Origin of the sequence: Streptomyces sp. NPDC050485 (assembly GCF_044458185.1) — a bacterium.
Taxonomy (GTDB): domain Bacteria; phylum Actinomycetota; class Actinomycetes; order Streptomycetales; family Streptomycetaceae; genus Streptomyces.
This window is the reverse complement of record NZ_JBITHR010000036.1, coordinates 1-17,349: the sequence shown is the minus strand read 5'-3', so window position 1 is coordinate 17,349 and position 17,349 is coordinate 1. Positions and strand designations below refer to the sequence as shown.

General features: G+C 71.2%; 14 protein-coding genes. 10 read left to right on the top strand and 4 right to left on the bottom strand.

The annotated features are described in order from the left end of the window. Positions 1-57: 57 nt before the first annotated feature. Positions 58-2,925 (bottom strand): AAA family ATPase, encoded by a 2,868-nt coding sequence (locus ACIBK6_RS38350; protein ID WP_399057477.1) that lies wholly within the window; start codon positions 2,923-2,925, stop codon positions 58-60. Between the two features lie 366 nt (positions 2,926-3,291). Between ACIBK6_RS38350 and ACIBK6_RS38345 the strand changes: the two genes are divergently transcribed. Next, on the top strand, positions 3,292-4,101 hold the full coding sequence (locus ACIBK6_RS38345; protein ID WP_399057475.1) for a 4'-phosphopantetheinyl transferase family protein: 810 nt from the start codon (positions 3,292-3,294) through the stop codon (positions 4,099-4,101). A 1,427-nt stretch (positions 4,102-5,528) separates the two neighbouring features. Here the strand turns inward: ACIBK6_RS38345 and ACIBK6_RS38340 are convergent. After that, the gene (locus ACIBK6_RS38340) at positions 5,529-5,954 is read right to left on the bottom strand and encodes a hypothetical protein (RefSeq protein WP_399057473.1); all 426 of its coding nucleotides are present in this window, start codon (positions 5,952-5,954) and stop codon (positions 5,529-5,531) included. 1,194 nt (positions 5,955-7,148) lie between these two features. Between ACIBK6_RS38340 and ACIBK6_RS38335 the strand changes: the two genes are divergently transcribed. From ACIBK6_RS38335 to ACIBK6_RS38315, 5 genes are read left to right on the top strand one after another with little or no spacing between them, the layout of a single operon-like run. Further along, positions 7,149-8,573 (top strand): ATP-binding protein, encoded by a 1,425-nt coding sequence (locus tag ACIBK6_RS38335; protein ID WP_399057471.1) that lies wholly within the window; start codon positions 7,149-7,151, stop codon positions 8,571-8,573. After that, entirely contained in the window at positions 8,570-8,977 is a 408-nt protein-coding gene (locus ACIBK6_RS38330) for a roadblock/LC7 domain-containing protein (RefSeq protein WP_399057469.1), read from the top strand. The genes ACIBK6_RS38335 and ACIBK6_RS38330 overlap by 4 nt, the downstream gene beginning before the upstream one ends. Next, positions 8,974-9,339 (top strand): DUF742 domain-containing protein, encoded by a 366-nt coding sequence (locus tag ACIBK6_RS38325; protein WP_399057467.1) that lies wholly within the window; start codon positions 8,974-8,976, stop codon positions 9,337-9,339. The genes ACIBK6_RS38330 and ACIBK6_RS38325 overlap by 4 nt, the downstream gene beginning before the upstream one ends. After that, complete coding sequence (locus ACIBK6_RS38320; protein WP_399057465.1) at positions 9,320-9,949, top strand: GTP-binding protein; 630 nt, start codon at positions 9,320-9,322, stop codon at positions 9,947-9,949. The genes ACIBK6_RS38325 and ACIBK6_RS38320 overlap by 20 nt, the downstream gene beginning before the upstream one ends. Continuing rightward, a complete protein-coding gene (locus ACIBK6_RS38315) occupies positions 9,946-11,298 on the top strand; it encodes a cytochrome P450 (RefSeq protein ID WP_399057463.1) in 1,353 nt (450 codons plus the stop codon). Before ACIBK6_RS38320 ends, ACIBK6_RS38315 begins: the two co-directional genes overlap by 4 nt. A 40-nt stretch (positions 11,299-11,338) precedes the next feature. Here ACIBK6_RS38315 and ACIBK6_RS38310 read toward each other — a convergent pair whose 3' ends face one another. Further along, positions 11,339-12,448 (bottom strand): hypothetical protein, encoded by a 1,110-nt coding sequence (locus ACIBK6_RS38310; RefSeq protein ID WP_399057461.1) that lies wholly within the window; start codon positions 12,446-12,448, stop codon positions 11,339-11,341. A 3-nt stretch (positions 12,449-12,451) separates the two neighbouring features. Further along, a complete protein-coding gene (locus ACIBK6_RS38305; protein ID WP_399057459.1) occupies positions 12,452-13,357 on the bottom strand; it encodes an SAM-dependent methyltransferase in 906 nt (301 codons plus the stop codon). Between the two features lie 706 nt (positions 13,358-14,063). On the opposite strand from ACIBK6_RS38305, the gene ACIBK6_RS38300 reads away from it, so the two are divergent. The 4 genes from ACIBK6_RS38300 to ACIBK6_RS38285 form a co-directional block, all read left to right on the top strand. Further along, positions 14,064-14,321 carry a hypothetical protein gene (locus ACIBK6_RS38300; protein ID WP_399057457.1) on the top strand — a complete coding sequence of 86 codons (258 nt, stop codon included), beginning with the start codon at positions 14,064-14,066 and terminating at the stop codon, positions 14,319-14,321. 1,636 nt (positions 14,322-15,957) lie between these two features. Next, the gene (locus tag ACIBK6_RS38295) at positions 15,958-16,347 is read left to right on the top strand and encodes a hypothetical protein (protein WP_399057455.1); all 390 of its coding nucleotides are present in this window, start codon (positions 15,958-15,960) and stop codon (positions 16,345-16,347) included. Between the two features lie 80 nt (positions 16,348-16,427). Beyond that, complete coding sequence (locus ACIBK6_RS38290; protein WP_399057453.1) at positions 16,428-16,586, top strand: hypothetical protein; 159 nt, start codon at positions 16,428-16,430, stop codon at positions 16,584-16,586. A 433-nt stretch (positions 16,587-17,019) separates the two neighbouring features. Then, positions 17,020-17,349: hypothetical protein (locus tag ACIBK6_RS38285; protein ID WP_399057451.1), on the top strand; the 330-nt coding region annotated here is incomplete at its 3' end.

Here is a 17,349-nt window from a genome sequence, read left to right as displayed (position 1 = left end):
GGGCTCCCCGGCTGCTGCCGGGACGCACCCCCGGGCTCCGCGACATTCCCCGAGGACTCAGGACGTGGCTGACAGGCCGTCGGCCGGTCTGGGCGCGCCGGGGTGGCCGTCGAGGCCGCGCGGCAGGTCGGCGCGGCCGCGCACGTCGAGCTTCCGGTAGACGTTGGTCAGGTGCATCTCCACCGTGCGCGGGGTGATGAACAGCGCTTCCGCGATCTTCTTGTTGCTGTGGCCGCGCTGGGCCAGCGTCGCGATCCGGCGCTCGCTGTGGGTGAGGGAGTCGAGGGGGACGGCGGCGAGCTGCGGCATCCGGCCCCCCGCGGTCACCAGCGCGTCGCGCGCGATGGCGGCGAGCACGTGATAGCCGCAGCGGGTGGCGAGGCCGATGGCCCGGCGCAGATGACCGCGCGCGCCGCGGGCGTCCCCGAGTGCGAGCAGTTCACGGCCCAACTGGTATTCGGCCTTGGCGAGTTCCAGCCGGGCCGGGGATTCTGCCAGCAGGCTGACGGCCTCGGCGAGCAGAGCCGTACGGCCGCGGCCTTCGACGACCGAGGCCGCCGCGACCATGCCCAGGCCCAGGGCGCGCGCGGTGCCCCAGCACCGGGCGCGTTCCCTGGCGGCCGCGACGATCCCGGCGGCCTCGGCGCCCCGGCCCAGGCGGCCGAGCGTGGTCGCGGTGGGCAGCCACCAGGGGGCCAGCACCGGGTTGGCGATGCCGGCCTCCTGCTGGCTCCGGCCGCATCGCCGCCACAGTTCGAGGGCGCCTTCCAGGTCGCCCAGTTCCCGCAGGATCCGGCCCTTCGTGTACAGGTAGTGGTGCCACTCCCATACGCTCCGGTCCAGGTCAGGGGCGGTGCGCGCGAGCGCGTCGAGCACGGCGCCCGCTTGCGGGGCCTCGCCCTGGGAGAGGAGTACGGAGCTCAGCGCGATGTGGGCGATCGGCGGGGCGCCGGCCGGTCCGACGACCTCGACGGCGGCCCAGGCGTCCCGTGCGGCGGCGGGTACGTCGCCGATGCCGTGCAGGATCAGGGACCGGCCGGCCAGCGCGGCGCGCCGCGGCCACAGCGGGGGGTGGGCCTCGGCCGGGGACAGCGCCTGGTCCAGTGCGGCCAGTGCTTCGTCGACGGAGTCGGCGAGTGCGAGGACGGCGGAGGAGCAGAACACCCCCCAGCCCGCGGTGCCGGGCTCATCAGCGCACAGGGCCTGCCGGGCGAGCGCGGCCGCCCGGCGGGCGGATCCGCCGTCCAGTGCGGCGAAGGCGCTCAGGGCGGCGAGCAGCCGGCGGTCGGCCGGGCTGTGTCCGCTCGGCACGGGCATGGCGGCCGCCCGGACGCGGGCGGCGGGCAGCGCGGTCCGGTCGTTCACCGCGGTGGCCAGCAGGGCGGATTCGACGGTGACCCGCACCTCGCGGTCGGCGGGCTCGGCGTCGGCGCCCGCCGCGGCGCGCAGGTCATCCAGCACCCGCTCCAGTAATCGGAGCGCCTCGGGAGCCCTGCGGGTGCCGAGCGCCATCATGGCGTACTGCACCGCGACGGGGGCCTGTTCGCGCGGGCCGGGCGTCACGGCGAGGGCCTGGCGGAGGTGCCACAGCGCGTGCGCGGGTGCGACGACGGTACGGCTGGCCGCGCGGGCCAGTTCGACGTGCAGGTCGCTGCGTTCGGTGGGCGTGAGTTGGCGACCCGGGCCGCCGCGCAGCCAGCGGCCGGCGGCCCTGACGGTGGCACGGGTCGGGGCTTCGGCGAGGGCGTCGCGCAGCACCGCGAACATCCAGGGTTCGTCGATCCGGTCCAGCAGGGCGAGTTGCTCGGAGACTTCGGCCGCGGGACGCCCGGCGTCGCTGAGGACCCGGGCGGCCCGGACCCGCAGCTCCTGCAGTTCGGGGCCGCCCAAGGTGGCGAGGACGGCCGTACGGATCCCCTCGCGCATCCGCGGCGGAGAGCCCGGCAGTACGGCCTCGATGTGGCGCAGGCAGCTCAGCGCGGACTCCACCCGCCGACCGCTCAGCCCGCTCAGCGCGGCGAGCGGCTCGACGGCGGCGCGGCCGAGTACCGCGAGGGCGGTGGCGACCTGCCGGGCGGGGCGGGGCCCGGCAGCGAGGAAGTCGGGGATCAGGGAGGTCAGCACGGTCTGGTGGACGGTGGTCAGCTGGTGCAGGGCGTCGGCGTCGGGCGGGATCCCCACGGTGCGCAGGGTGTTGAGCAGTCTGTCAAGGAGCAGCGGGTTGCCGCCGGTGATCTCCGTGCAGCGCCGGACGAACAACTGGTCGGCCGGGCCGCCGAATACGCGGGTGATCAAGCGCTGGGTGCCGGATTCGTCCAGCGGCCCGAGTTCCAGCAGGGCGCAGCGGTCCTGGGCGAGGATCTCGGCGAGCACCTGGGTTCCGGGGCCCGGGGCACCGGTGCGCTGGGCGAGGACGATGAGCAGGGGCTGGGCGGCGGACCGGCGCAGGATGAAGTCGGCGCAGCGCAGGGAGGCTTCGTCGCACCACTGGGCGTCGTCGATCACCAGCGCGGTGGGGCCGCCGGCGAGCAGGTCCAGGGTGTGCCGGTGGAGCCGCTGCCAGTCGCGGTGCCTGTCGTGCGGTCCGGCTGCGGCGGTCGGCCGCGCGGGCGTCGTCCCGGGTGACGTCGCGAGGGGCTGCTCAGGCGGCGGTTCGAGGAGGGCATCGACCGCACGGACCCCGGCGGCGCCGTCGGGAAGGCCGGTGGCACGTCGTACGGTCATGCCCTCGGCCGCCAGGCGCTCGCTCGCGGCGTTCAGCAGGTGGGTCCTGCCGATTCCGGCCGGCCCTCGGACGAGGACGGCGCGCGCCGCGCCCGCCCGGGCGTGGGCGGCATGGCGCAGCAGGGCGTCGAGCTCGGCGGTTTGGGTGTCCAGGGTGCGGGTCGAGCCGTGGGCCCGGACGGCGCCGGCGGTGACCACCACAGCGTTGTCCCTCTTCCTCCGTGAAACCTCTCCCGGCGTCCGGTGCCCGAACGCCGCAATCCCCCTGTGACAACAAGATCGTAAGCGATACCGAGGGGGAACTCGGAGGAGATCCACCGCATTTGAGCCAGAATGCACTGACACTTGGCCGAGGCTCGCCCCACACCCCTCGACAGCCGCCGTAAAGGGTGCACCTCATTTCGGCCGTTCCGCTCCGCCGAATTCCGGTGCACCCGGAGAAACGGCCGGAGTATCACCACGCCGGACGGCCGGCTCGGCCGATATTCGGCCATCAATTTCCTCCCTGTCGGCTGCGCTACCGTGCCCGGGCAGCCGTCCGCCGACGCCGACAGACCGGAGTGTCCCGTGCAGTCCTCCCTGGAGCTCGCCTGCCCGCCGCCCGGCTGGGCCGCCTCGGCCTGGCCCGCGGCGCGGCCCCGGCCGGCCGAAGGCTCCCTGGATCTGTGGCTGTTGCACGTTCCCGACGCCGGGCTGCGGTCCGTCGTCCTGGACCGGTCCCCGCTGGACGAGGAGGAACGCGCCCGGGTCTCCGCCTTCGTCTACCCCGTCGACCGTGACCGCTACACGGCCGCGCACCTCACGCTGCGCCGGGTGCTCTCCGCCTACCGGGGCGTCGCCCCAGCGGAGCTGAGGTTCCTGCGCGAACCCTGCCCCTGCTGCGGCAAACCGCACGGCCGACCCGCCCTGACCGGCCACGACGCGCCGCACTTCTCGCTGTCCCACACCGGTGGCCTGGTGCTGATCGCGGTGGCCGGGCAGCCCGTCGGCGTCGACGTGGAGGGGCTCCCGGCGCCGCACAAGGCCACCACCGTCAGCGAAGCGCTGCACCCGGCCGAGCGGAGGGCGATCCACGCCGCACCGCCGTCGTTGCGTCCCGCGGTCTTCGCCCGGCTGTGGGCGCGCAAGGAGGCGTACCTCAAAGGCCTCGGCACCGGTGTCGGCCGAAGCCCGGACCTGGACTACCTCGGCGACCCGGCACCCGGCGCCCCCGCCCGGCCGCCCGGCTGGACGGTCAAGGACATACCCGTCGGACCGGAACACGCGGCGGCACTGGCCCTCCAACGGGCGTCGGCCGACGGCCCCGACGTCGCGGTGCGCACCCACTTCCTCGGATCGCTGGACCGGGCCGCCGCCCTGGCATTGGCCAGTTCCTGACCGGGGCTCCTCGGGTTTTGCCCGTACAGGACGAGTTCCGGGGAGCGGACTTCACGCAATCCGTGCAAGCGAGCCGTCCCGGCGGAAAGTTTAGGCAGCAACGGAATGAACTCCCGGAGCCTGCTCCGGAACTCCCTCGGAAGGAGGCCGTGTTCTCCCTCCGATCCCTGGATTGAGTTTGAACTCGTAGGGGTGGACTGTGCGGGGCCCCGGCCCAATGCCGGGTAGTCAACGCTTTCGCAGGTCCCGCAAGTGGGGGCTGGAGAGCAGGATGTTGCGGCGTAGAGGCCGGGGCCGAGCTTGTGAACGAGGCTGCTGACGGCCCATCAATTCAGTTGCCTGTACTTGGTCTCCAGGGTGATATCGCCGAAGTGGGCTGCGATGTCGCGGGGTTGCCAGAGACACGTGGGCTCTTCCTGGAGCAGTGCCAGGATGCGGTGTCGGCGCCGCGAGGCAGGGGTAACGTGCCGGTCGTCCCGGGATGCGGTCGGCGGCGCGGGCGACTGATCCACGGGTTCAAGGACGGTGACGTCGAGGCGGGTTACGGTGCGGCTGGCATGTGCTGTCCGGGTCGGATGCCGGGGAGCGGCTCGGCGGCGTCGACCATCACGACGTGACCCGATTCGCTTTCGCCGGACGCTGCTCGGCCGAAGACCTCCAAGACCCGGAAGCCTCAAAGAACTGGCAACTCCTCCGCGCCAAGAGGCGGACGCCCACCGTACGGCTACACGCTGGACGACGCAGGCCCCCACCCCAACCCCGCCAAAGCCGCCGACGGCAAGCGTCTGCAACGGCTCGTGCCCGATCCCGTGTCCGCACCCATCGTCCAGGCCGAGCGGAGTTCACGAAGCCGGCGGCGGGATCACCCACGACCTCCACGGACCGTCACCCAGCTCGGGAACATCCCCAGCGCCCCGGCGGCCGCCGCCCCGGACAATCTACGGGCCCTGTACGAAACTCTCGGGCTGAAACTCACCTACTACGCCAAAGAGCGAGTCATGACCGTAGAGCCACAACCCGCTCTTCTACGTGCGCATAGCCAGTGCCCAAGGGGGGCCCGAAGCGGAGAGCTCCCGGCCAGCGCCCGATTTCCTTCCAGCCGAGGTGCGTCCGCGGTCCGTCGGTGGCCGCCCGGGCCGCAGGCGCAGCCACACCCGAAAGCGAACGTTCTTGGCCGCCGGTGCCACCGGCACGGACCCGCATGTCCGGCGCCCCGGCCCGACGAGCGGGGCTCTGGAGGGTGCAGGGTCCCGGGGCCGCATCCGGACCTCGGGACCCTTGTGCACTCTCCAATGCCCCGGGCTCAACGGCTCTCCGCAGCCCCGGTCACCCTGGTTGCCCCACCCAGCCCATTGCGCGTTCTGCGGGCTGTTGTTCGTTCATTTGCCGTGTGGGGCTTTGGTGGGAGACCCGTACGCCGGCCGCTGTCAGAGGAGCTTCTGGGGGGCTTGGTACTGGTCGACGGGTGCGAGGTTGCAGGCGGCCTTGGGGCTGCCGAGGGCGTGTCCGCCGATGCCTTCGCCTTCGGGCAACGGTACCGCGCAGCGCAGGTCGGCGTTGATGAGCGGGGCGCCGTAGGTGTTGCCGATGCCGCCCGCCTCACCCGCGATGGAGGTGTTGCCGTTGCGGGTTGCGAAGTCCGTGGCGCCGTTGCCGCCCATGGCACCGGTGCCGGTGCCGCTCGCGGTCGCGCCCTGCGCAGCGGCGGCGAGGAGGGTCTGGAGTGTGCTGGTGGGGATCTGGAGTGGGGTGGTGTTGGCCTGGGGCTTCGGGGCCTGCGCAGAGGCGGGCATGGCGACGGCCATCGTTGCGGCGGTGGCGAAGGCCGCCCCGGCGAGGATCTTCTTGATCACGGTGGTGCTCCCGTTCGGTGGGTCAGAGAAGGGGTGACAGGCCTGTCATGGGAACCCGTCGTCCCTGAAACGAGGAACCTGCACAACACGTCACAAATTGTGCCCATTCGGACCAACGCTCAACTCGCCGACGCAGCAGTCACAAGGCCCGGGCGCTCCGCGACATCTCTGCCTGCCCCGCCGGGGCCGGGCGGGAGACCGGGCTGTCGGTGGTGGGCCCGCTGTCCGCCCGCGGCCTGTGCCGCGGGCGGACCCGCAGGAGCCATTGTTGTGACCGCCGACGCCACCGGCACGGACACACCTATCCGGTGCCCCAGCCCGACCGGCGGGGTTGTGGGTGTGCCGGGTCCCGGGGCGACTGGTCAGACCCCGGGACCCTTGGGGGCACTCTCCATCGTGATCTTGCCCCGGGTTCAACGACTCTCCGCAGCCCCGGTCACCCCGCTTCCCCCGCCCAGCCCATGGCGGGGCCGCCGAGGCACGCGCGGCGGCACTCGGCTGGCTCTCCGGCGGGGATCCCGAATTACCGGCGAGGCCGCCGCTGAGCCGCTCCAGACCCCCGGGCTGCCCCCACCTCAACGGCAGCTACCCCAGCGACTCCGCCGGCACCCCGGCCGACGACGGCAGCTCCAGCCCGGCGTACTGGACGGCCAAGCCCACAGCGGGGATCTCCCGCCCCGAACAGCTACACCGACGTCCGGGCACTGCGCCTGGACGTCCAGCACGGGCACGGCTACTGGTTTCCCAAGTAGCCGCCGGCGGGCGGCTACTTCTGCGTCAGGAGTACCGGCTCTCTGCCGTCTTCGGGCCCCCGAGCCGCCAGAGCGCGACCGTTCCTGCGCGATCAGCAGGGCCTTTGTGGCGGCAGCAGGATGCCCCAGATGCGGCATGGCCCGTGGTGGATCGTGAGGTGCAGTTGATGGCCAACCCGGTTGATGCGTGCGGTAGTTCCGTCTGGTGGGCGTGGTGAGCCCGTAGGTGCCGGAGAAGCGGTCGAAGACCTCGCTGACAGCCGCGGCGACCTCGGTCAACCGCATCGGCGTCGGGGCCCGTTGCGGCCCGGCTCGCTGCGGAGCGGGATGTGTTAAGGACCTGTCACAGCGGTGAGCCGCCGTCAACCCCTTTGTGGTGCCCGGGCTATGCTCACGTCCATCGTCCGATGATCATTCGTACTCGATGGGTTTGAGGCTCCTGATGGTCCGAGAGGAATCGTCACCCGGAGGCGGAGGCAAGCGGTCCGCGGCCTCTTTCGGCTGGCTGGCACCCGCATTCCTGACCGCGGCCGCATCCGGCGTCGCTGTCGTCCTGGTCGACCGGGCGGCCCGTACCCCGGTGGCCGTGATCGGCGGGATCGCTGTGATCGTGGTCGCGCTCATCGGCGCAGAGGTAGGACGGCGGGGCCGGGCGATCGCAGGGCTGCGGCGGACCGTCGACGAGCAACGCGCCGAACTCGCCCGCCAGAAGGCCGAGACCGCGCGCCTCGCGGGGGTACTGCTGCCCGAGGTGGTGGAGCGGCTGCGCAAGGGCGAGTTCCCCGAGGACGTCCTCGCCTCCCTCGACGCACCGTCCGAGCACCGTGCCGTCGTCGGCGCCGTGCTGGATGCCGTGGTGGCCGAGGAGGACCTGCGCGAGTCCGCGCAGCGCGCCTTCGTGAACATCGCCCGCCGAGTGCAGGCCATCGTTCACCAACAGGCCCAGGAGCTACGGGAGATGGAGGACCGGCACGGCAAGGCCCCGGATGTCTTCGGCGACCTGCTGCGGCTGGACCACGGCACCGCCCTGATCGGCCGCCTCGCCGACTCCATCGCGGTGCTCGGCGGTGCCCGCCCCGGCCGCCAGTGGTCCAAGGCCGTACCGCTGTACAGCGTCCTGCGCGGCGCCATGTCCCGGATCATCGACTACCAGCGGGTCGAACTCCACTCGGTCTCCGAGGTCGCCGTCACCGGCCCCGCCGTCGAACCGCTGATCCACACGCTCGCCGAGCTTCTGGACAACGCCACCCGCTACTCGCCGCCGCAGACCAAGGTCCATCTGACCGCCGTGGACGTCCAGTCGGGCATAGCCATCGAGATCGAGGACGGCGGCGTCAGCATGAGCGAGGAGGCCCGCAACCGGGCCGAGCGCATGCTCCGCCAGGCCCAGGAGGGCATCGACCTCAATGACCTCGGCGAGACGCCCCGCCTGGGGCTCGCTGTGGTCGGCCGCCTCTCCCAGGCCTATGGCTTCCAGGTCTCGCTCCGCTCGTCCGCGTACGGCGGTGTCCGCGCCGTCCTGGTCGTACCGCAGGAACTGATCACCACCAGCGCCGCCGCCACCGGCCTCGCGCACGGCATCGGCGCCGCCTCCGGTCCACGCCCCGCCGTCACCGCGGGCCCTGCGCGCGCGGCAACCGGGCCGGTCGCGGACGACATCTTGCAGGTCACCGAGCGGACCACGGGCGGACTGCCGCAACGGCACCGCAAGACCCGCGTCACCGCGCCCGCCGCCACCCATGACCCGGCGCCGACCACGCCGAAGCCGGACACATCTGCACCGCAGGTGCAGCCAGGCATGTGGCTGGCCGCGTTCCAGAGCGGCCTGTCCGGAGAGACCACAGACAAGGGGACCACGACGCCATGATCCAGCAACAGGCCAACATGGACTGGATGCTCAAGGACCTCGCGGAGAGCGTGCCGCAGACGAGGCATGTCGTCGTGCTCTCCGCCGACGGTCTGCGCATGGCCCAGTACGGCACCGATACCGACACGGCCGACCGGCTTGCCGCCGCCTGTGCCGGACTCCAGTCCCTCGCCAGTGCCGTCGGCGCCGAACTCCCGCACAGCGACGGGCAGATGAGGCTCGTGGTGATCGAGATGGACGGCGGCTTCTTCTACTTGATGGCGGCCGGCGCCAGGGCCTATCTCGCGGTCCTCGCCGACGAGGGCGTGGACGCCGGCCTGATGGGCCAGCGGATGCGCGACCTCGTCCTGCGCATCGGGGAACACCTGAGCAGCCCGCCGCGTCAGGAGGGGCAGGACAGGTGAGCCACCCCGGCGGCCGGGACTGGCAGGAGAGCAGTCCCGAGCGGCTGTACGTGATCACTGGCGGCCGCAGCGGATCCGGCACCGCCGACCGCGAACTCGACCTGGTCACACTGATCGTGGCCAGGTCTGGTCCCAGGCCCGGAATGCAGCCGGAACAGGCGGCGATACTGCACATCTGCCAGGCGCCGCTGTCGGTCGCCGAGATCTCCGCACACCTGAGCCTGCCGGTGAGCATCGTCACCGTACTGCTGGGCGATCTCATCGACGACGGCCGACTGATCGCCCGTGCCCCCGTGCCCCCCGCCCAACTCCCCGACCGCGCTTTGATTGAGGCAGTGATCGATGGACTTCAGAAGCTCTGAGCAGGCCCCGGTGGCCGTCGGGCCGCGGAGCGAGGACGCCCTGCCGCAGACCGCCGCCGCTGCCGTCAAGGTGGTGATCGTGGGCGGCTTCGGAGTCGGCAAGACCACCCTGGTCGGCTCGGTCAGCGAGATCAGGCCGCTGACCACCGAGGAGACCATGACCCAGGCCGGTGCCGGGGTCGATGACACCCGGGGCCTCGCGGGCAAGACCTCCACCACGGTCGCCATGGACTTCGGGCGCATCAGCATCAACGAGGAGCTGGTGCTCTACCTGTTCGGCACGCCCGGGCAGGAGCGGTTCTGGTTCCTGTGGCGCGGGCTGTTCGAGGGCGCCCTCGGTGCGGTGGTCCTGGTCGACACCCGCCGACTCGAAGTGAGCTTCGACGTCATCGGCCGTCTGGAAGAGCGCGGCGTGCCCTTCGTGGTGGCCGTCAACTCCTTTCCGCAGGCGCCGAGTTACCCCGTCCAGGAGCTGCGGGGCGCGCTCGACCTGCCCGACGACGTACCGATCGTGCTGTGTGACGTCCGGCAGCGCGCGTCCAGCCGGGACGTCCTGATGACCCTGATGCGCTATCTCCAGTCCCTCGCCACCACCCAGGGAGCGTCATGAGCACGCCCACCCCGCCGCCGGGCTGCCCCGCCCACCGCCTTTTCGGCCCCGAGGCCGAGGCCGACCCGACGACCCTGTACGAGAAGCTGCGCGCCGAGCACGGCGCCGTGGCCCCGGTGCTCGTCCCGGGCGACCTGCCGGCCTGGCTGGTCCTGGGGCACCGGGAGAACCTGGATGTGGCCCGCACCCCGTCCCGCTTCTCGCGCGACTCGCGGCGCTGGCGGGACATGCGGGAGGGCAGGGTTCCGGCGGACCATCCGCTGACCCCGATCGCCGCCTGGCAACCGGTGTGCAACTTCGCCGACGGGGCGGACCACGAGCGGCTGCGCGGTGCGGTCACCGCGTCCCTCGAACGCTTCGACCGTCGTGGCATCCGGCGCTATGTCACCCGGTTCTCGAACCAGTTGATCGACGCCTTCGCCGAGCAGGGCCGGGCCGATCTGGTCCGGGACTTCGCCGAGCCGCTGCCGATGCTGGTGATGACCCAGCTGGTGGGCATGCCCGACGAGTACGGGCCGCGCCTTGTGGAGGCGGCCCGCGACATGATCAAGGGCACCGAGACCGCCGTCGCCAGCAATGAGTACGTCACCGTGGTGCTGCGCCAGCTCCTCGAACGCAAACGGGCCGCGCCCGGGCGCGACTTCACCTCCTGGCTCCTGGAGCACGGCACGCCCCTGACGGACGATGAGATCATCGAGCATCTACGGCTGGTGCTGATCGCGGCGTTCGAGACAACCGCGAACCTGATCTCCAACACACTGCGGATGGTCCTGACGGACAGCCGCTTCCGCGCGCGCCTTTCAGGCGGTCACATGACGCTGCCCGACGCGCTGGAACAAGTCCTGTGGGACGAACCGCCGTTGACGACGATCCTGGGCCGCTGGGCCACCGGTGACACGGTCCTGGGCGGGCAGCAGATCAAGGCCGGCGACATGCTGCTGCTCGGCCTCGCGGCGGGCAACCTGGACCCGGACATCCGCCCGGACCTCACTGTCCCGGTGCACGGCAACCGTTCGCACCTGGCCTTCAGCGGCGGCCCGCACGAGTGCCCCGGCCAGGACATCGGCCGGGCGATCGCGGACACCGGCATCGACACCCTGCTCAGCCGGCTGCCGGATGTGGCCCTGGCGGTGGACGAGGCGGCGCTGCGGTGGGACACCTCGCTGATGTCCCGTCATCTGACCGCGCTGCCGGTCACCTTCACACCCAAGGGGCCCTCGACCACGGGCGCGACCCCCGCCCCCCGCGAGACCGAGCCCCCGGTCACCGTTCCGGCCTCCGCCTCGGCCCCGGTTGCGCCTTCGGCGCCGAAGCGGTCCCTGTGGGCACGGCTGTTCGGCGGCCGCTGAGCCCTTCCCGCCGGGTGGCGCCGCGGCGGGAAGGGCGGGGCTAGACCTCCAGTTGGTCCCACCACCACGCGATTGCCGGGATCGGCGGTGGCTCTACGGTGGTGTCGGAGGGGGTCGCCCGCCAGGTGATGTCGTACGACGACCCCTCCACCGGCAGCGGGTTCCGGTTGCGCGGGCTTGTGTATCGCGGCGCCAGGTTCTGCCATTCGATGCAGCCGCTCACATAGTGGCCGAGCGAATCCACGTAGCGGCACAGCTCCGGGTCCCCGGACCGGCGGAGGCGTTCTCGCAGGCGTACGAACAGTGTCATCACCCGGTCCCGCAGTGCCACCGCGTGCGGCAGGGCCTCGCGCGGGGTGCAACCCCGTTCCTGGGCGACGACGTTGAGGAGGTTCTGCTCCCAGGGGTCCTGGTGGTCCTCCTTGTTGTACGAGAACAGGTCGTTGTCGCAGGAGACGATGAACCCGGCCGCGTCGGTGAGCGCCTGCACCTGCGGTGAGTACAGCACGTCGGCCGGTACGTGGACGCCGTTCGCCGCGTCGCACCAGGTGAGCGTGAACCGGGTGCCGTTGACCGACATCCTCATCGCCGCGAACTCGTTAAGCGACGGCATCACGCCCCGCTCGGCGTTGGCGGTCTGCCATCCCGCCCCGAACAGCCAGTCCCGCGTTCCCTCGGTGAACCGCCGCAGCTGGAACGGGGTGAGCACCGCCCTCGTACGGGCCACCAGATCGTCGAGGGCGAGGGTCAGCGGCCCGGGCGGCAGCATCCGGGAGCCGGGTGCCTCGATGGACCGTACGAGGCGGGCACTGTGGTCGGCGATGGACGCGCTGCTGGTGGCGGTGGAGCCGGAGTCCTGCCAGTCATCAACCGCGTTGGCCCAGTAGTTCCACTCGGTGAAGAGCAGCACCGGCTCCACATCTCCGTACGGGATGATGCGCGCGGTGAACTCCGCGCTGTGCGTGGCCAGGCCCCAGGCACGCTCGGTGGCATCGGGGTAGATCCCGAAGGTGTCGATCCACTCGACGGCCCTGGCTTCCAGTTCGGCGGCCTTGGGGTGGATGAGCCGCTCGTTGAACGGGCAGTAGAACGGCGGCAGTTGCCAGCCGATCCGGGAGGGCGTGCTGTTCGCCGTGTACACCGCAGGCATGAGTCACCGGCCCCCGGCCGCACCGAGGCGGAAGAGCAGCAGCCGGGTCTCCATCGCGTGGTCGCGCCAGATGCGGAAGAGCTTGCCGTGGGTGACGGCCGATTCCATCAGCCGCTCGCGCGACCAGGCAGTGCGGTCCGTCCGCTGTTCGCCGCGTTCGATCCGGTCGAGTTCGGCGGTGTTCCAGGCCATGGACTGCACCCAGAACTCGGCCACCCGGTCGGTGACGTCCTCGTCCCGCTCCAGTGCGAAGCCGGCCGACTCAGCGGCATGGAGGTACTCGCCGAGCGTGCCGAGCCGGGTCTTGTAGTAGCCGTCGATGAATTCGGTCCAGTCGGGGCGGCGGATGAAGTGCTCCTGGATCCCGAACCAGCCACCCGGTTCGAGGGAGTTGGCAACGACCTGGAAGAGGCGTTCGCGGTCCATGTAGCCGGAGGACTCATTGGCGTACGCGGCGTCGTAGCGCCGGTCCGGGGTGTAGTCGTGCACATCGGCGAGGACCGGGGTGACCCGGTCCCCGACCCCGCCGAGGCGGGCGAAGTCCCGGATGAGGGGAAGGTGTTCGGCCGCAACGGTCAGGCCGGTGACGGTGGCGCCGTGCTCCTGTGCCCAGTAGAGCGAGCCGCCGCCGATGCCGCAGCCTATGTCGAGGACGCTGGCGGGCGGGGTGGTGTAGGCGCCCCAGCTGCGCGCAGCGTAGTCAACGATGGCTTCCTGCGATGCCACGATGCGCTGTTTCAGGACACCCTGCGAGACGGTGGTGTTGGGGGTGGTACCGGCGGCGAACAGGCCCATGTGGAAGTGGACGCGCGGACCTGGACCGTACTTGTAGAGGATGTCGGCCGTCTTGCGCGAGTAGTACAGGGGCACTTGTGTCTCGTCGAAGGCGACGAGGCTTCTGTTGTCCATCAATTCTCCGGTCATGCTGGCCGCGGGGGGTGTCACGCCGGGCTCAACTCTGCCCGAATCCGATCGTTTCCGTCACCCCTGTCTCTGCCGTCACGCGTCACATCCGGAGGAACCCCCTCCTGTGCCCCGTACGCCGACGACATGCCGCAGCGCCATCAGCGCACGCGACACCCCGACCCCTCCTCTCCACGCCGTACCGCGGCGAGGCAGGCGTCCACCCATCCACGTCAACGACATCACCGCCGGCCCCCGATACCGTGTGCGTCGCTGAGCATGCCACGCAGCGCGTCCCGGTCCTCGGCTGCTACCCCGCACGCCAACTTCCGTGACTGGGCCCGCCTGACCACCCACACCTGCCCTCAAACACACCGGCCGCACCGTATCGACCAGGAAGTACGGCGGTGGGCGTTCAGCCGGGCTGGGCTCCACCGGGTAGCCAGCGGCTCCCCTTCCCCCTGACACCCCCATAAGCCGCCCAACGCTAGTGTTGTTTCAGCTACTTGACGGAGTATCAGCTCAGTCGGCGGCCTGGCTGCACATTCAGGTATGAACGGCCTCCTTCGTGCCCGCTATCGCCTCGCCGGGCAGGGGATGCGGAGTGCCGTGTGGCGCACGCTGCCCGAGCTGCGTGCCGCGCTGACGATGTCCTCCGCAGAGTCCGCCGCCGTGCTGCGCCGCAAGGTCGCGGGGGCGGGCGTTGATTCCCGTGCACTGTTCCGACGAGGCCGAGAAGGTACGCACCGAACTCACCCGGGATGAGCGAGCGGCCGTCGCGGATGTCCGGGCGTCGTTGGAACTGGACCCGCACAGGGGTGACCCCCGCCCCGGCTATGACCCCGATGTCGAGGAGCGGGTCGTACGCCTCACCACCGAACAGACGCGGGGGCATGGTGTCTCGGTGCTGTACCGGTATCACCGGGACATGGATGCGGTGCTCGTCACCTGGTTGATCGTCGGTCCGTAGGCCCCGCAAGCTGTGGTGTTGTCGCCAGGTCGGCAGGGTCGGAGTTCGGGGCGGCGCCGCCGTAGCGCGAGGCGTCGAGGGCAGTCGTCGCGGCATCGGCGATCTCGCCGCGCGTCGCCGCAGGGAGGGCGCACGGCCGGCCCAGGACCGGCGCGGCGACAGCAGCGGCGTCCGGTGTGGTGACCACGGTTCTCACGCACAGCGGTGAACGAGCCCCAGGCCGACTCGACTTGGCCACCGCAGCCCGGCGCGAACCCCGATCCTCGGCCGCGGCACCCGGCGTTCGTCTTCCTCTCGCCTCGGAAAGGCTTCGCCGGACGAGCGCCATGCGGTGGAGCAGACGCGTGCTATTTGGTATGCACGACCATCAGGTCCGCGCCACCGTCACGTGGGCGGATGCCAGCGTTCCCTCATCCGTGAGGGTGGAACCTTCCCGGGGGAACGGCTGCTGTGCTACAGGCCGGAGTTGGGCCGGGCGGCCCTGCGGAGTAATCAGGATATGGCTGCGTCGGCCGACGGGTCCGGCCGAAGCCGGGGCTCAAGAAAAGTGGCGGGCGGAGCGCCGACCGCGGAGCGAGGCTGGGCCCAACCCGGGCGTACCGGCTCGGGAGAACTGAAGCAAGGGGCGTCGCTGTCCAGGGGACTGCGTGGGTCTGTGGTCACCCGCCCAGTCTCCCCTATCGCGCGTGCTTGCCCTGGGTACGGCCCTCTGCGAGCTGCCGCAGCGCTTCCGGGCCCTGTCCCGGCGCGACAAGCCGAAACGAACAGCAGCTCGCCGGGCTCGGGATGGGCTGGGCGGGGCAAGCGGGGTGACAGGGTCCGCGGAGCGTCGTTGAGCCGGGCGGAGATGCACAAGGGTCCCGGGGTCTGACCATTCCAGCCCCCGGGACCTCGCACGCGCACGACCCCGCCGACCGGTCCGGGACACCGGACATGCGCGTCCGTGCCGGTGGCATCGGTGGTCAGGACGTTCGCTTCTGCGGATGCGCCTGCGGCCCCTGAACCCGTCGGCGGACAGCACGCACACCAGCCCCCGCCACTACCCACGGCCCGCCTCCTGTCCGGCCCTGACGGGGCACACACAGTCGCTGCGGGGCGCGCCGGTTTTCGACTGGCTGCTTCCGTGTCCGCCAGGCAGACCCAGGGATCGCGAGAAGAGGAGAGGCGCAGCCTGGTCCCGTCAGCGGCTGGCTGCGCCGCCTTGCGTCACGACTGGATCACCGAACGGTCACCCATGGCCAGAGCAACAACCACCGATGGCAACGGCTTACGTGCAGACGCCTTCCGCATCAGGCTCTGAGCTGTCAAGGAGAAGAGTGCCGGGGCAGGCGGCCACTATCAGGCCCGCCAGGTGAGTATTGGCCCGAATGGGCACTATTTATCACGTATTGTGCATGTTCATCGCTCCAGGGGGTGTCTGGTGGATCAGGGTTGGACAGGCGCGGTGTCTGGTGCGGCGCATCGCAAGGCGTCGGAGCGCGTTGATGGCGGAGCTGTCGGGGCGGTTCGGCAACGCGGCGAGGTGGCGTGCCGGACACCGCGCCCCCGCCCGTGGTCCACCTGCCCCTCGGGGCGGCAGGTGTTCCCCATGACGGGCCTGTCAGCCCTCGCCGATTCACCGAATGGGAGCACAACCGTGATCAAGCAGGTTCTCGCCGGGGCGGTTTTCGCCACTGCCGCAACGATGGCCGTAGCCGCGCCCGCCTCGGCCACCACGGGGCCCCAGGCCCAGACCACCCCCACCAACGCGCACGAAGCCATCCGCGCCGCCCGTATCGCGTCGGGCACGACCGTGAGCGGCACCGGTGCCACGGACTTCGGGACCCGCAACGGCGACACCGCCATCGCGGGCGACGCGGGCGGCATCCTCAACACCTACGGCGCCCCGCTCATCAACATCGACCTCCGCTGCGCGGTACCGCTGCCCGAGGGCGAGGGCATCGGCGGACACGCCTTCGGCGGCCCCAAGGCCGCCTGCAACATCGCACCCGTCAACCAGTACCAGGGCCCGCAGAAGCTCCTCTGACGCCTCGGCCACCGACCTCGCCCCCCACAAGCAGCACAGCCTCTCGCACAGCCCGTAACGTCCAGCCCGAGCAGCACACTGTGATCCCGTGCCGGCACACCCAACAGACCGTTGTGGACGGCCAGGACCACGCCGTACGGCTCGGGGTGCGGGTGTTCCACCAGAAGAGCCGCTGCGACAAGCTGAGTAGTGGGCAACTCGCCGAGCGCGCGCTGGGCTGGGCGGGGGAAGCGGGGTGACCGGGGCTGCGGAGAGTCGTTGCACCCGGGGATCAGGATGGAGAGTGCCCCCAAGGGTCCCGAGGTCCGGACACGGCCCCGGGACCCGGCACACTCAAGACCCCGCCGGCCGGGCCGGGGCACCGGATGTACGCGTCCATGCCGGTGGCACCGACGGTCAAGACATTCACTTTCGGGTGCGGCTCCTCTTGAGTGACCGTGATCAGGCTGCGTGATCACGGTCACTCAACAAGAGCCGCACCCTTCGCGTTTGCGGGTGCGCCCGCGGCCCGGGGAGGCCACCGGCGGACAGCAGGCGCACCAGCCCCCACTACGTGTTGGTCCGAATGAGCGCACTTTGTGACGTGTTCTGCACGTTCCTCGTTTCAAGGAGCGGCAGGTTTCACAAGGCGGGCCTGTCACCCCTCACCGATCCACCGAATGGGAGCACAACGTGATCAAGCAGGTTCTCGCCGGGGCGGCCTTCGCCACCGCCGCAACGATGGCCGTAGCCGCACCCGCCTCGGCCACCACAGGGCCCCAGCCCCACAAGACCCCCGCCAACGCGCTCCAGAGCGTCCTCGCCACCCCTCTCGCGCAGGGCTCGACCACGAGCGGTACCGGCTGCGGCTGCGTCGGCGGCACCGTCAGCGGCATCACCGGCAGCGGCACCACCGGCAACCTCGCCGGCACCACCGGTGGCCTCACGGGCAACGGCACCACCGGCAACCTCACCGGCACCGTCACCGGCACCACCAGCAACCTCACCGGCAACGGCACCACC

Bases quoted from the DNA above. Each gene is read 5' to 3' on its own strand.
- ACIBK6_RS38335 (WP_399057471.1), top strand. From the start codon at position 7,149: ATGGTCCGAGAGGAATCGTCACCCGGAGGCGGAGGCAAGCGGTCCGCG.
- ACIBK6_RS38330 (WP_399057469.1), top strand. From the start codon at position 8,570: ATGATCCAGCAACAGGCCAACATGGACTGGATGCTCAAGGACCTCGCG.
- ACIBK6_RS38320 (WP_399057465.1), top strand. From the start codon at position 9,320: ATGGACTTCAGAAGCTCTGAGCAGGCCCCGGTGGCCGTCGGGCCGCGG.
- ACIBK6_RS38315 (WP_399057463.1), top strand. From the start codon at position 9,946: ATGAGCACGCCCACCCCGCCGCCGGGCTGCCCCGCCCACCGCCTTTTC.
- ACIBK6_RS38310 (WP_399057461.1), bottom strand. From the start codon at position 12,448: ATGCCTGCGGTGTACACGGCGAACAGCACGCCCTCCCGGATCGGCTGG.
- ACIBK6_RS38305 (WP_399057459.1), bottom strand. From the start codon at position 13,357: ATGGACAACAGAAGCCTCGTCGCCTTCGACGAGACACAAGTGCCCCTG.